The following is a 14,341-nucleotide window of genomic DNA, read 5'->3' on the forward strand; positions in this document are numbered from 1 at the left end:
ATCAACCACGCGCTGCGGCAAGAGATTCCCGCGCGGCGGAGGCGACGTTCTCGGCGGTGAAGCCGTACTCGGCGAACAGGGTCCTGGCGTCGGCGGAGGCGCCGAAATGCTCGAGGGAGACGATGCGTCCGGCGTCACCGACGTACCGGTACCAGGTCAGGCCGATCCCCGCCTCGACGGCCACGCGGGCCTTCACGGACGCCGGGAGCACGCTCGCGCGGTACTTTGCGGACTGCTCCTCGAACCACTCGACGGACGGCATCGACACGACACGCGTACCGACCCCCTCGGCCTCGAGCAGTTCACGCGCCGCGACGGCGAGCTGTACCTCGGAGCCGGTGGCGATGAGGATGACGTCAGGGGTCTCTGCGGAGGAGTCGCGCAGGACGTAACCACCCTTCGCCGCCTCGGAGTTCGCCTCGTACGTCGGCACGCCCTGGCGCGTGAGCGCGAGGCCGTGCGGAGCCGGGTTCGTGGCGTGCCGCTTGAGGATCTCGGCCCAGGCGATCGCAGTCTCGTTGGCATCGGCCGGGCGGACGATGTTCAGGCCCGGGATGGCGCGCAGCGAGGCCAGGTGCTCGACCGGCTGGTGGGTCGGGCCGTCCTCGCCGAGGCCGATGGAGTCGTGGGTCCAGACGTACGTGACCGGGAGCTGCATCAGCGCGGACAGGCGCACGGCGTTGCGCATGTAGTCGGAGAAGACCAGGAAGGTGCCGCCGTAGATGCGGGTGTTGCCGTGCAGCGCGATGCCGTTCATCTCGGCGGCCATCGAGTGCTCGCGGATACCGAAGTGGACCGTGCGGCCGTACGGGTCGGCCTCCGGCAGCGGGTTGCCCTTCGGCAGGAAGGAACTGGTCCTGTCGATCGTGGTGTTGTTCGAGCCGGCGAGGTCGGCGGAGCCGCCCCACAGCTCGGGGATCACACCGCCGAGCACCTGCAGCACCTTGCCGGACGCGGCACGGGTCGCGACGGATGTGCCTGCCTCGAACTGCGGCAGAGCGTCCTTCCAGCCCTCGGGCAGCTGACCGGCGACGACACGGTCGAACAGCTTGGCGTGCTCGGGGTCGGCGGTGCGCCATTCGGCGATCTGCTTCTCCCATGCGGCGTGCGCCTCGGCGCCGCGGTCGAGGGCCTCGCGGGCGTGGGCCAGTACCGCGGGCTCCACCTGGAAGGACTGCTCCGGGTCGAAGCCCAGGACCTGCTTGGTGGCCGCGATCTCCTCGGCGCCGAGCGCCGAACCGTGCGAAGCCGAGGTGTTCTGCGCGTTCGGGGCGGGCCAGGCGATGATCGTGCGCATCGCGATGATCGAGGGGCGCCCGGTCTCGGCGCGGGCGGCGGTCAACGCCCCGTACAGCGCTCGGACGTCGATGTCGCCGTCGGCCGAGGGCTCGATCCGCTGGACGTGCCAGCCGTACGCCTCGTACCGCTTCAGGACGTCCTCGGAGAAGGCGGTTGCCGTGTCGCCCTCGATGGAGATGTGGTTGTCGTCGTAGACGAAGACGAGGTTGCCGAGCTTCTGGTGACCCGCGAGGGACGAGGCCTCGGCGGAGATGCCCTCCTCCAGATCGCCGTCCGAGACGATCGCCCAGATGGTGTGGTCGAAGGGGGACTCTCCCTCCGGCGCCTCGGGGTCGAACAGGCCGCGCTCGTAGCGGGCGGCCATCGCCATGCCCACGGCATTCGCGACACCCTGTCCGAGCGGACCGGTGGTCGTCTCGACGCCCGCGGTGTGCCCGTACTCAGGGTGACCGGGCGTCTTCGAACCGTGCGTACGGAACGCTTTCAGATCGTCCAGCTCCAGCTCGTACCCGGAGAGGAAGAGCTGGGTGTACAGGGTCAGCGAGGTGTGGCCCGGGGAGAGGACGAAGCGGTCCCGGCCGGTCCACTCCGGGTCGGCCGGGTCGTGCCGCATCACCTTCTGAAAGAGGGTGTACGCGGCCGGCGCCAGGCTCATCGCGGTGCCCGGGTGGCCGTTTCCGACCTGCTGTACGGCATCGGCCGCCAGAAGGCGGGCGGTGTCGACGGCACGCCGGTCGAGTTCGGTCCACTCGAATCCGTCAGGGAAGCTGTCGGGTATCTGCGTGCTCATCTTCAAGAAGTCCTCGATAGGAGCCGGGGAAGTGCTCTGATGCGTTCAAACCTAAAAGTATGACTTTTGCTGGGGAAGGTGCCCCTGTGTCAGCCTTCGGTGAAAGTGGGACAGCGAGTGCCGTACCGAGCCGACGCGAGAGGGACATGACAGACAGAACGGACCAAGAGGGTGGAGGGATCAAGACTTTTCCCTTCCCCACGAACCTGAGCGTCTCCGGCGTAGGTATGCAGGTCGGACCCATGGAGCCCGGCCGGACCTGGCATGCGGACGCGCCCTTGGAGCGCGTGCACCGCGTCGACTTCCACGTGGTGATGCTGTTCCACAGCGGCCCCGTCAGGCACATGATCGACTTCGCCGAGTACGAGGTCTCCGCCGGTGATCTCCTGTGGATCCGCCCAGGTCAGGTGCACCGCTTCTCCCCCACGGCCGGGTACCGCGGGACCGTCCTGACCATGCAGCCCGGCTTCCTGCCCCGAGCAACCGTCGAGGCGACGGGCCTCTACCGCTATGACCAGCCCCCGCTGCTGCGCCCCGACGCGCTCCAGCTGGCCGCCCTCGAGCACTCCCTCGCCCAGCTGGAGCGCGAGTACGTCGACACGACCACGCTGCCGCTGAGCCTCCACACCGCGGTGCTCCGGCACTCCCTGACCGCATTCCTGCTCCGCCTGGCCCACCTCGCGGCGAGCTCCGCCGAGACGGCACGCGAGCAGACCGACACCACCTTCACCCGCTTCCGGGACGCGGTCGAGAAGGGCTTCGCCACCAACCACAGCGTCAGCGCGTACGCGGACGCCCTCGGCTACTCCCGCCGCACCCTCGTCCGCGCGGTGCGCGCGGCCACTGGCAATACCCCCAAGGGCTTCATCGACAAACGTGTCGTCCTCGAAGCCAGACGGCTACTGGCCCACACGGACATACCGATCGGCCGTATCGGCGCTTCCGTGGGCTTTCCCGACGCAGCCAACTTCTCGAAGTTCTTCCATCAGCACACGGGGACGACTCCAGTGGCGTTCCGGGCGGAACTGCGCTGTGCAGGTGTCACGCCGTCGCGGAAGGTCAGGTCGCCGGCGGCCGATTCACGTGCCTGATAACCCTGTACGCCGGCAAGGCAAGGATGGACCGCTCGGGCGTAGCGTACGGAGCGGCCCGGAACGGAGCCGGACAGCACGGTGCTGCAGGCGAACGAACCACCAGCCAGGCCCGGCGCGCGTTCGTCCTCGCCTTCACCGAGCCCGGACCGGCCGACGGCGGGCTCGAACTCGCCCAGCAGCTGCTGTCCGGGCCCGACCTGCGCGGCAGTCCGCGCAGGTCGGGCCGCCAACCGTGGGACGCGTTAGGCTCACTTTGTATGCACGCGTTGCCGGTTCGCTCTGAAAAGGACTCACCGCGCCGCCCCGCTTCCCCGCTCCGCCGCAGCCGACCCCCATGGAGCCAGCGGCCCCAGAAGAGGGGCGCTGCACTGCGCGACAGTCATCGGCACCACGCCGCCCGGGTGCTGCGCGCCGGGGCCGGCCCCGACTGACGGCCAGGACCGGGCGAGGCCGCCGTTCGCCAGGACGGTTCCGAGGCACTCGGGACGAGCCCCCGTTCGGTCGTCCACCTCGCGCGTCCGTACTCGAAGGAGGTGCACCCGGTATGGATTCGGAACGTGCCGGCCGTTTGGTGTCGGCGCTTCGTGCCCGTGGCGTGATGGCCCATCTCGTAGAGGCGGGCGTCTACGAGTTCGGGATCCGGGTCGTCCTCGACGAGGGCATCGAGGCGCTGTGGGACGTCGATGGGGCCTCGGGGCTCGACGCGGAGATCGTCAGCGACGGAGTGCTCATCGGCTTCGTACCTCATGTGTCCGGTTCGGAGAACTTCACCGAAGAGCAGCTCGTGGAGAGCATCGCCACGACGCAGTACTCGGCGGAAGGGCTCCGCCCGCCCAGCGACACGCCCGCCCCGACCCCGACCGGCGGGGCTGCGCCGTCGCCCTGTCCAGCGGTCACCCCGCCGGTCGCCCGCTACCAGCGCCGGGCACACTGGATCCGGCAAGGCAACAGGGACGCTCCCCGGCGCTGACCAGACCCCCGGCGCATCGCCCGACGCGCCCGCCTGCGACGCGGCGGGCCGCCGTCTCGTCACAGCGGAGCTCACACCTCTTCGACCGACGGCAGGGCGGGATGGCGCGAGGCGATCGGACCCGGCTGGTTGCGCACGAAGCGGCCCGTCCCCGATTCGGCCCTTCCCGGATCGTGCCCGAGCAGGTGGCGGGTGACGATGGCTGGTGACAGCGCTGCGGGACGGGTTCGGCGGGCGACATGAAGCATGGTGAGAGACAGGACGCCGGGATCGCCGGCCGGCTGGACCGCAGGCTCTTCCTCGCCGTCGCAGCGGGCGGGGCGGTGGCCGGCGGCGTGGCGGTGACCGGTTGCCACTCGTCCGCAGCCGGGGGGACCGACACCGGGGCCGCTCCGCCCGACGCCTCCCGCCGCACCGAGGAAGCGGACAGAGATCGGGCCGCGGACTCCGACTGGCGTATCCGTTCGGTGGGCCCGCCCGGGGCCATCGAGGGCTATGCCGACAAGGTGAGCGTGGTGCCGGGTGAGGAGTTCGGCATGTACGTCTCCACCACCGCCCCCGCGTTCCGGGTCTCGGCCTACCGCGTCGGCTGGTACGACGGGGCACAGGCGCGACTGATCTGGCGTTCGCACCGTATTTCCGGGTCGGTCCAGGCCCACCCGCGGCTGCTCCAGGTCACCCGGACCGTACGGGCAGACTGGCGACGCACACTCCGTGTCCGTACCAGCGGCTGGCCGGAGGGCGCGTATCTGCTCCGGCTGGACTCGGACAACGGCCACCAGCGCTATGTGCCACTGATCGTCCGCTCGGCGAGCGCGGCGGGCAGAATCGTACTGATGCATGCCGTAGCAACATGGCAGGCGTACAACACATGGGGCGGCTACAGCCTTTACCAGGGCGAGAACGGTGCGTACAGCACACGGTCGCTCGCTGTCAGTTTCGACCGTCCCTATGACGGCAATGGCGCCGAGAAGTTCATGGTTTACGAACGGGCGGCGGTGGTCCTGGCGGAGAGGCTGGGCATCCCGCTCGCCTACACCACAGGCGCGGACATCCATCGCGACCCCGGCATTCTCGAAAACGCCGCCGGAGCTGTCTCACTGGGACATGACGAGTACTGGACGCCCCAGCAACGGGCTCACGTCACCCGGGCGCGCGACGCGGGCACCAACGTGGCCTTCCTCGGCGCCAACGCCTGCTTCCGCAGGGTCAGGCTGGAGCCGGACGCCACCGGCGCCGACCGCGTTGTCGTCTGTTACAAGACCGACTACCGGAACGACCCGTACCTCGCTGACCACCCGGACATGCCGACCAACGACTTCCGCCTGCCACCCGGCGCCTCCCCCGAGTCGTCCCTGACCGGCGTCCTCTACGACGGCTATCCGGTGGACGCCCCATATGTCGTCCACCGGAGCGACCACTGGCTCTTCGAGGGGACGGGCGTGAAGCGAGGAGACCCCTTCGAGCACCTGGTCGGGGTCGAGTACGACCGAGTCGCTCCGGACATGCCCACCCCGGCGCCGCTCGAGATCATCGCCCATTCCCCTCTCGTTTGCGAGGGCAGACACAGTTATTCCGACTCCGTCTACTACACCGTGCCGAGCGGAGCGGGCGTCTTCGCCTCCGGGACGATGCGGTGGGTCGAGGCTCTGATGGCGGGGACCCGTGAGAACGGACGCAACCACGGCATGGACGCCCGTACGGGGGCTTTCGTCACCCGCGCGACGGAGAATCTGCTCCACGCGTTCGCGGCGGGCCCGTGCGGCAGGAGCAGGCCGAAGCCCAGGGACAATGTGAGGGACGTATACGCGTCCGCACCACGCTGATGTCATGATCGATCGCCCGGGTCACCGGCTCGCCCTTGCTCAGTGCGACGACGACACCATCGGATTGAGCAGTGCGGCCTTGTCGTTGGCCACCCGCTGCGACAGCTTCGCCGGCATGTCCTCACCGAGCGATCCTGTCGCGCGCATCCCGTAAGCGGTCGAGTCGTCGCGGAATGCCAGGCGGCCAATCGTTCCAAGCCACTACCGGGCTCTGCACGCTGCGCCGACATGCGGTAGGACCGCTCAGCCCCGGCGGCCGTGTGCCAGGCCCCCCGGGGCTCGTCGTTGCTATCGCGTCAGCTTTGGTCCCCTATCCTCGCGGTCCTGCTGACCCACTGGGACAGGGTGAGCTGTGTGGGTGCCACATGGCGGCGTTCGGCCTGACCGTCCCTGGACGTCCCCTGGTATCGGCCGGAGCTGTCGGCCAGGGCGTCGCGGAGCAGGGACAGGTGCACGGGCAGGGCTGCACCGAAGTCGTCCCCGTCCCGGCACGGGGGGCAGGTTGCCGGTCGTTCACTGATCGTGCGGCGCTTCTCGGATGCCGTGAGCATGGGAGGGGTCCTTCCTGTGCTGGGGTGCCGGTCGCGCGGTCGTCGCGGCCGCGTAGGGGGTGGTGAGCTGCGCCCAGTCGGTCGGCAGCAGGGCTGCCGGACCGGGCAGGACGAGATGGATGCCCACCGAGGCTGCAATGGTTCCGGCGGAACTGCGGACGATGGCGTCGAGGGCGACGCCGAGCAGTCCGGCGGTGGTGAGATGGAGGGCGGTACCGAAGATCACACGGGTGATGCTGGGGGTGGAGAGTGTGTGGTCAGGTGATGCGAGGACGGGACCGTCTGGCCACCGAAGGGAGCGGCGACGCAGGCCGCGGTCAAGGATGCGAGCACGCAGTGTGATCGGCGCACGGTGTGCGGCTTGATCGGTTCGGCGTTGTATCGCTTGGTCGGGCAGTGGGCTTCGATCATGGCGAAACCTCCGTTCGCCTTCTCACCTTCGCCCAGGAACGGCCCCTCGCGCGTCGTCCCCCCGCAGCGATTCCCGGCTACCACGGCTGCGGTATCTGCCACGCCTGCCTACGACTGAACCGACATGCACATACCGCGCCGACGGTTACTCGGACTCCTGTGAACGCCCGGATTCCGTTGCTGGACTGACCAGGCCGCACTGATAGGCGATGACGACGAGCTGGGCCCTGTCACGAGCCGCCAGCTTGGTCATGGCCCGGTTGACGTGGGTCTTGGCAGTCAGCGGGCTCACGAACAAATGCTCTGCAATCTCGTCGTTCGACAGCCCCAGTGCCGCCAGCCCCACGACATCGCGTTCCCGCCGTGTCAGGCACTCCAGCCGCTCGTGCACGCCCGCCGGGCACGGGTCCGGCTGCGCAAGGAAACGCTTGATCAGCGCACGTGTCGCTGACGGGGACAGCAGTGCCTCGCCGGCGGCGATCGTGCGGACGGCGTCGAGAAGCTCCTCGGGCCGGGCTCCCTTGCCGAGAAAGCCGCTCGCACCGGCGCGCAGAGCCTCGGCGACGTGCTCGTCGTCCTCGAAGGTGGTCAGGATGAGCACCTTCACCGCTGAGAGGTCCTCGGACTCACTGATGAGCCGTGTGGCGTCGAGGCCGTCCATCTCCGGCATGCGGATATCCATCAGGACCACATGCGGACGCTCTGCACGCGCCAGTTCCACTGCCTCCTGCCCGTTGGACGCCTCCCCCACCGTCTCCATGTCGTCCGTGGAGTCGAACAGCATCCTGAAGGTACCCCGCAGCAGGGCCTGGTCATCCGCAAGCAGTACGCGAATCGTCATGCCCGTCTCTCCTCGGTGGTTTGCCCATTACCAGGCCGGGACGTAGCGGCAGTTCAGCCGTCACGGTGAAGCCGCCCTCCGGGCGCTCTCCCGCGTACAGCCAACCCCCGACCGTGGAAGCGCGCTCACGCATTCCGATCAGCCCGTGGCCCGTCCCCGGATGGGCCGGGTTCCCTCCGGTCCGTCCGTCGTCCTCAACGGTGATCGTCAGACGCTCAGGGCGGTAGTGCAGGAACAACCGGGCGTGGTCGGCGTTGGCGTGCTTGTGCACGTTGGTCAGAGCCTCCTGCACGATGCGGTACGCGGCCAGGTCGACCGTCGGCGCCAGTGGTTCGGCGATGCCCCGCCGAGTATGGCTCACGGTCAGGCCGGCGCGTTCGAACGACGCCAGAAGCGCCGGTACGCGCGCAAGGCCCGGCATCGGATCACGCGGCGCCACCGGATCACCGGACTGCCGCAGCAGCCCCACGGTCACCCGTAGTTCGTCCAGCGCGGACCTGCTGGTGTCCCGGATGTCCTCCAAAGCGGCCAGGATCTGTTCAGGCCGCCGTTCCACCAGATGGACGGCCACGCCTGCCTGAGCGTTGATCAGGGCGATGTGGTGCGCGACGATGTCGTGCAGCTCGCGCGCGATCCGCACCCGCTCGGCCGCCACCCTCTGCTGCGCCTCCTGCTCACGCGTACGCTCCGCGTGTTCCGCCCGCTCCTCCACGGCCGCCACATAGGCGCGACGTGAGCGCACTCCGTCCCCGACAGCAGCCGGCAGCGCCGTCCATGCCAGCATCGCCGCGTTGTCGGGGGCCAGCCATGAGTGCGGGTCGCACAGCACGGCGGCGCCCACCAGCACAACAGCCGAAAATGATGCCGCAGCCCAGGTGGCACGCCGGTCGGTCAGCGCGGCCACGTTGTAGACCGACACCAGGACCGGGCTGATCACCAGCGGGCTCTCCCGAATCCCGAGTACCTGAAAGGCCACCCCGCAGGCAACTGCGACGGCCAGTACGCCGAAAGGGTAACGGCGCCGCCATACCAACGCAGCGCAACCGACACCCGCCAGCACCACGATGGGCCACCGTAGGGAGAACTGGTGCCCGTGCCGTACGACCGAGGCAGCCGCGACCGACAGCACGAACAGCAGCGCCACGCCCAGTGCCTCCACCACACCGATCCGGGGCCGCGCTCCCCGTTTCACATCGCTGATCACCGCCATGTCACCACGGTAGGGTCGACGGCCGCATCGGGCATCGTCTGGCGTGACAGGGGTGCCCCGACCGTCGGCGTCCGGACGTTCGGGAAGCTTTGGACGGCGAGCAGCAAATACACGGTGTGCTGGACGACCTGTGTATCCATTGCGTGAGGGATGAAGCGGCCCGCGTCGGTTCCACCACGAGAGCGGCGGGGCACTTCGCTGCAGCGGTGGCGTGCCCCGCCTTAGGAGCAGCGCCAGGTGCGATTTTGCATGACCATGCGAGATTATGCATAATCTTCCTATGTCTAAGGTCCTCACCTCCCTTCCCGCCGGCGAGCGCGTCGGCATCGCCTTCTCGGGCGGCCTCGACACCTCGGTCGCGGTCGCGTGGATGCGCGACAAGGGCGCCATCCCATGCACCTACACCGCCGACATCGGCCAGTACGACGAGCCTGACATCGCCTCGGTGCCGGGCCGTGCGAAGACCTACGGTGCCGAGATCGCGCGCCTGGTCGACTGCCGCGCGGCGCTGGTCGAGGAGGGTCTGGCCGCGCTCACCTGCGGGGCGTTCCACATCCGCTCGGGCGGGCGTGCCTACTTCAACACCACGCCGCTCGGCCGCGCGGTCACGGGCACCCTCCTGGTCAGGGCGATGCTCGAGGACAACGTACAGATCTGGGGCGACGGCTCGACCTTCAAGGGCAACGACATCGAGCGGTTCTACCGGTACGGCCTGCTCGCCAACCCGCACCTGCGCATCTACAAGCCGTGGCTCGACGCAGACTTCGTGACTGAGCTCGGCGGCCGCAAGGAAATGTCGGAGTGGCTGCTCGCCCACGACCTCCCGTACCGCGACAGCACCGAGAAGGCCTACTCCACCGACGCCAACATCTGGGGCGCCACCCACGAGGCCAAGACCCTGGAGCACCTCGACACCGGCGTCGAGACCGTGGAGCCGATCATGGGCGTGCGGTTCTGGGACCCCTCCGTCGAGATCGCCACCGAGGACGTGACGATCGGCTTCGACCAGGGCCGCCCGGTGACGGTCAATGGCAAGGAGTTCGCCTCCCCCGTCGACCTGGTGATGGAGGCGAACGCCATCGGCGGCCGCCACGGCATGGGCATGTCCGACCAGATCGAGAACCGGATCATCGAGGCCAAGAGCCGCGGCATCTACGAGGCGCCCGGCATGGCCCTGCTGCACGCGGCGTACGAGCGTCTGGTCAACGCGATCCACAACGAGGACACCCTCGCCCAATACCACAACGAGGGACGGCGCCTCGGTCGGCTGATGTACGAGGGCCGCTGGCTGGACCCGCAGGCGCTGATGGTGCGCGAGTCGCTGCAGCGCTGGGTCGGCGCGGCCGTCACCGGCGAGGTGACGCTGCGGCTGCGGCGCGGCGAGGACTACTCCGTCCTCGACACCACAGGCCCGGCGTTCAGCTACCACCCGGACAAGCTGTCCATGGAGCGCACCGAGGACTCGGCGTTCGGCCCGGTGGACCGGATCGGCCAGCTCACCATGCGTAACCTCGACATCGCCGATTCGCGCGCCAAGCTGGAGCAGTACGCCGGGCTCGGCCTGATCGGCACTGCCAATCCCGCCATCGGTGCCGCCCAGGCGGCCGCGACCGGACTGATCGGCACGATGCCGGAGGGCGGCGCCGAGGCCATCGCCTCTCGCGGCGAGGTCTCCGGTGACGACGAGATGCTGGACCGCGCCGCGATGGAGTTCGGCACGGACTGACCAGCCCCGTCGAGCGGAAGGGCTCGGCACCCCCGAGGGGGATGCGCGACCGGAAAAGGCCGGCTCGGCGCCATCGGCGCCGAGCCGGCCTTTTCCGCCACCCGGGGCCTGTGGTCAGGAGGAGTCGGAGGCGCCGTCGCACCGATGTCGTCCGGGTCTTCCCCGACCCGGACGTCCGGAGCAACTGACCACCGCCGTGCTCTGCAAAATGCACGAGCGGCATCATTACTGCTGCTGCTGCCGTTCCTCCTCAACGACCGCCATCGCTGGTCGTCCGCCATTCTTCACGCTCTGCCCCGTAGTGCGTGGGAACGCCTGGTGCAGATGGGTGACCGCTTCGGATCGGCACCCTACCCGGCGACCATCAGCGGGTCGTGGATCGTGTACGCGGCCTGGTCCCTCACCGCAGCACTCATCGCCATGGCCGCCGTCCACGGCCGCCTCTGTGAGTCCGCGAGCCCCACGCCACCGGCTTCGAGGCCCGCAAGGACGCCTGGGCTCCGGCTGCCCTGATGCACACGGGATCGTGGCAGCAGTCGCTCGGTACGTTTACCAGGGACCGCCGGTGCCGGCCTTCGCAAGGAACGTCAACTCCGGGCAAGGAGAAGGCCGGTGAGGTCTCGAAGGAAGCCGCGGCCCATCTTGGCGCCCCGGCCGATGACGACGGCCGTGTCGCCCCGGCCGAGAGACACCTCGGTATGAGCCTCGCCGATGCCGTCGGCGCCGCGGCCCGTCAGCGGTTTCGCGGGTTGCCCGGTGTGTGACGGGGGACCGAGGGGGGAGGTACCTCGGTGGGGTCGTGCAGAGGACGAACGACGATGTCGCCCCTCGCGCGTCCGGCGACGGTCGCCGCCTCGGCGTGGTCACGGGCCGCCTGCTTCAACGCGTCCGCCACCACCCGGGCAGCCGCGGCGGTGCCGCCGGGACCGGTGCGATAGAGCGTCCGCGTGATCTGACTGCCGGTGACGGGCAGCATCGTCACTGTCACCTGCTCCAGCTGGGCCGCGAGATACGCGGGCAGGACCGCGGCACCGACCTGCCCGGCCAGCAGCGCCTGGACGGCCATCATGTGGTCGGCCAGGTGCTCGACAGACGGCACCACCCCGTGGGCGCTCGCCAACCGGGCGAAGGCACGACCGCGAGCGGAGTGCGCAGGGGCGCTGATCCACGGACGGCCGGAGAGTCCGGCGGCGGCGGTCGGCACGTCCCAGGTGGCCGGGACGACCACGCGGTAGTCGTCCTCGCTCAGCACCTGTGCCCGAATCGAGGGTGGCAGCGGCAACGCGGTGTCCCGGTCGTCGGTGATGACCAGGACGTCCAACTCGCCCAGCCGCAGCTGTCGCAGGCCGTCCGACAGCCCGGCCTCCACGAACCTCGGCTCGACCTGCGGGTGCAATCGGGTAAGCAGCCGCAGTGCCCGGACCGCGATCCGGGCAAGCACCCACGACGTCGCCCCGATCGCCACCGGCCCCTGAATGACCTGTTGGTTCACGGAACCCAACTGCTGTACCGCGAGAACGAGTTCCTTGCCGATGCGGTCCCCGGTGGCGGCGAGCAGCCGTCCGGCTGCTGTGAGTTCCAGTCGTGCGCCCGAACGGTCGACCAGGGGCAGGCCCACTTCTCGTTCCAGATTTGCCAGTTGCTGCGAAACCGCCGAACGCGTATGGCCGAGCACGCGCGCCGCCGGAGCGAGGCCGCCGCTCTGTGCGATCGCGCTCAGGACCAGCAGGCGCCTGGGGTCGAGGTCCATGCGTACCGCCCTCCTCCGCGTCAGGGGAAACCGGGCCACGGACTGTACCGACGCACCGCCAGTTCTCCTGTCGAGGGGGGTAAGCACCGCTGTGCAGCGGGGCTGCCTCGCGGCCGTGCAGGTGCCAGACTTGCCAACACCCCGAGGGCTTCGGCCGGCACCCGCCCTGGCACAGGCATGCCCGAAGCCCGGTCATGTCCCGTTCACAAGGAGGCCCCACGTGGCCAGTTCCGTTCCGAAGCGTGTCCGAGCGTCGTCCGCCCCGCGTCCCGGTCAGTCCACTGTCGCGCTCGCCGTGGTCTGCACCCTGCTGGGGCTGCCCCTGGTGTCGGCCTGCGGCCCTTCCACCGGCTCGGCCAACAGCCCTGTCGCATCCGCAGCTCAGAGCGGTGCCGCTGCCCCGGCGACAGCCGGGAGCGGCGGTACCACCACTCAGGGCGGTGCCACCGACCCGGCCGCAAACGGGAGCCTGTCCGGGGGCGGGACCTCTGACGGCGGCATCGGCGGGAACGGCGGCGCCTCGTGGGTACTCAGTGCCCCGCAGGTCGCGGCCGGCTATCCGCAGGGCCAGCCACCGGCGGACATGGTGCAGAGGTTCAACACCGATACCCGGCCGAACGCCGCGCGTCTCGGCGTGTCCGGCACACCGGTACACGCCTACTACGACGACCGGGCGGACGGCGCGTGGATCTTCTACACCGGGGTCACCGGCAGCGGCTTCGACCCCGACCATCTGCACGACATCCTCTACCAGCTCCCGGCGGTCAACGACGACGGCGCGGGTGACCGGACCACCACCAGCGCCATTGATGCCAAGCCCGGCCCGCACGGCGGCCGGGCGATCTGCAACACCGTCCTGGTCCACACCGACATGCTCACCACAGCGGTCTCCACGTGCTCCTGGTTCACCCCGACCACCGCCGCCGGCATCACCCTCGTCTCAAAGGCCGACGGCACCAGCACCAAGCTCGGCTTCACCGCCGTGGATGTCGCCCCGATCATGCGGGCGATCCGCGCCGAGGTCGAGGTCCCACGGCAGTAGTGCCGATCAGCTCTGATCAGCGCACTGCCTTGGACGCCCGGCCCGGCATGCGCCCAAGTGCCTCGACCCGGCTTGGATGTCTGTGTGGTGCCTCTCGCCGCGCATCGGCTCGGGTCGCGGTCCCGGCATGACCGTACGGGACCGCCCTCACATCAGCGCGTGACGATTCCGACGACAAGGTTGATGGTGGTGGCCAGGATGCTGGCGCCGAAGACATAGGACAGCAGGCAGTGCCGGAGAGCGACCGCGCGAATCGTGGAACTGGAGACGCCGGTGTCGGAGACCTGATAGGTCATTCCGAGGTTGTAACTGAAGTAGAGGAAGTCGCTGTACTGCGGCGGGTCGTTGGAATTGAAGTCGATCCCGCCTTCGGGTGTCAGGTAATAAAGGAACGCGTAGCGGGCGGCGTACATCAGGTGGAGTGCCGCCCAGGCCATGAACACGCCGCAGAGTGCCGTCGCGGCCGCGGCGTGGCTCAGCTCCGAGTCGCCGACCAGGAGCAGCGCCACGATGCCGGCCAGTCCGCACAGGGCGGCCGCGACGACGACGAGTTCTTCGGTGACGGGCCGGAACTCCTCGCGTCGGACGTTGTGATGGGTGGTGGCGGCGTCCATGGGCCACAAGACCATCCATCCTGCCACGACGAAGATCGTCTCGGCCGCGGTGATTCCGGCGAGAATTCCAAGCGGTGTGTTGGTCAGTACACCGACGACCGCGCCGATCACCGCGCCGACGACCGCCGAGCCGGCCAGTCGAGGAACGGCGGAAAGTGCCAACCAGTGGTTCATGGGCCTCAAGAGCGACCGCCTCGATAACTCGGTGAAGGGTCTC

General features: G+C 69.2%; 11 protein-coding genes. 5 read left to right on the plus strand and 6 right to left on the minus strand.

The window, feature by feature from the left end; all coding sequences use genetic code 11:
- Nucleotide 1 precedes the first annotated feature (1 nt).
- On the minus strand, nucleotides 2-2,089 hold the full coding sequence (tkt, locus tag OG609_RS02065) for a transketolase (protein ID WP_327271155.1): 2,088 nt from the start codon (nucleotides 2,087-2,089) through the stop codon (nucleotides 2-4).
- A 146-nt stretch (nucleotides 2,090-2,235) separates the two neighbouring features.
- Between tkt and OG609_RS02070 the strand changes: the two genes are divergently transcribed.
- From OG609_RS02070 to OG609_RS02080, 3 genes are all read left to right on the plus strand, one after another.
- Nucleotides 2,236-3,180 (plus strand): helix-turn-helix domain-containing protein, encoded by a 945-nt coding sequence (locus OG609_RS02070; protein ID WP_327271156.1) that lies wholly within the window; start codon nucleotides 2,236-2,238, stop codon nucleotides 3,178-3,180.
- Between the two features lie 547 nt (nucleotides 3,181-3,727).
- Nucleotides 3,728-4,153, plus strand: a complete 426-nt coding sequence (locus tag OG609_RS02075) for a hypothetical protein (protein WP_327271157.1) — start codon at nucleotides 3,728-3,730, stop codon at nucleotides 4,151-4,153.
- A 239-nt stretch (nucleotides 4,154-4,392) separates the two neighbouring features.
- On the plus strand, nucleotides 4,393-5,979 hold the full coding sequence (locus OG609_RS02080) for a N,N-dimethylformamidase beta subunit family domain-containing protein (RefSeq protein WP_327271158.1): 1,587 nt from the start codon (nucleotides 4,393-4,395) through the stop codon (nucleotides 5,977-5,979).
- Nucleotides 5,980-6,492: 513 nt separating this feature from the next.
- Here the strand turns inward: OG609_RS02080 and OG609_RS02085 are convergent.
- The 3 genes from OG609_RS02085 to OG609_RS02095 form a co-directional block, all read right to left on the minus strand.
- Nucleotides 6,493-6,756 carry a hypothetical protein gene (locus tag OG609_RS02085; protein ID WP_327271159.1) on the minus strand — a complete coding sequence of 88 codons (264 nt, stop codon included), beginning with the start codon at nucleotides 6,754-6,756 and terminating at the stop codon, nucleotides 6,493-6,495.
- 330 nt (nucleotides 6,757-7,086) lie between these two features.
- A complete protein-coding gene (locus OG609_RS02090) occupies nucleotides 7,087-7,782 on the minus strand; it encodes a response regulator transcription factor (protein WP_327271160.1) in 696 nt (231 codons plus the stop codon).
- Nucleotides 7,754-8,992: a sensor histidine kinase gene (locus tag OG609_RS02095; RefSeq protein ID WP_327271161.1), complete on the minus strand. Its 1,239-nt coding sequence runs from the start codon at nucleotides 8,990-8,992 to the stop codon at nucleotides 7,754-7,756. Before OG609_RS02095 ends, OG609_RS02090 begins: the two co-directional genes overlap by 29 nt.
- Nucleotides 8,993-9,272: 280 nt before the next feature.
- Here OG609_RS02095 and argG point away from each other — a divergent pair, with 280 nt between their 5' ends.
- Nucleotides 9,273-10,718 (plus strand): argininosuccinate synthase, encoded by a 1,446-nt coding sequence (gene argG / locus OG609_RS02100; RefSeq protein WP_327271162.1) that lies wholly within the window; start codon nucleotides 9,273-9,275, stop codon nucleotides 10,716-10,718.
- 733 nt (nucleotides 10,719-11,451) lie between these two features.
- Here argG and OG609_RS02105 read toward each other — a convergent pair.
- On the minus strand, nucleotides 11,452-12,468 hold the full coding sequence (locus OG609_RS02105; RefSeq protein ID WP_327271163.1) for a LysR family transcriptional regulator: 1,017 nt from the start codon (nucleotides 12,466-12,468) through the stop codon (nucleotides 11,452-11,454).
- A gap of 220 nt (nucleotides 12,469-12,688) precedes the next feature.
- Here OG609_RS02105 and OG609_RS02110 point away from each other — a divergent pair, with 220 nt between their 5' ends.
- A complete protein-coding gene (locus tag OG609_RS02110; protein ID WP_327271164.1) occupies nucleotides 12,689-13,510 on the plus strand; it encodes a hypothetical protein in 822 nt (273 codons plus the stop codon).
- A gap of 152 nt (nucleotides 13,511-13,662) precedes the next feature.
- On the opposite strand, the gene OG609_RS02115 is transcribed toward OG609_RS02110, so the two are convergent.
- On the minus strand, nucleotides 13,663-14,298 hold the full coding sequence (locus OG609_RS02115; RefSeq protein ID WP_327271165.1) for a DUF1345 domain-containing protein: 636 nt from the start codon (nucleotides 14,296-14,298) through the stop codon (nucleotides 13,663-13,665).
- Between the last annotated feature and the right edge of the window lie 43 nt (nucleotides 14,299-14,341).

Source organism: Streptomyces sp. NBC_01224 (assembly GCF_036002945.1).
In the GTDB taxonomy this organism is placed as follows: Bacteria; Actinomycetota; Actinomycetes; order Streptomycetales; family Streptomycetaceae; genus Streptomyces.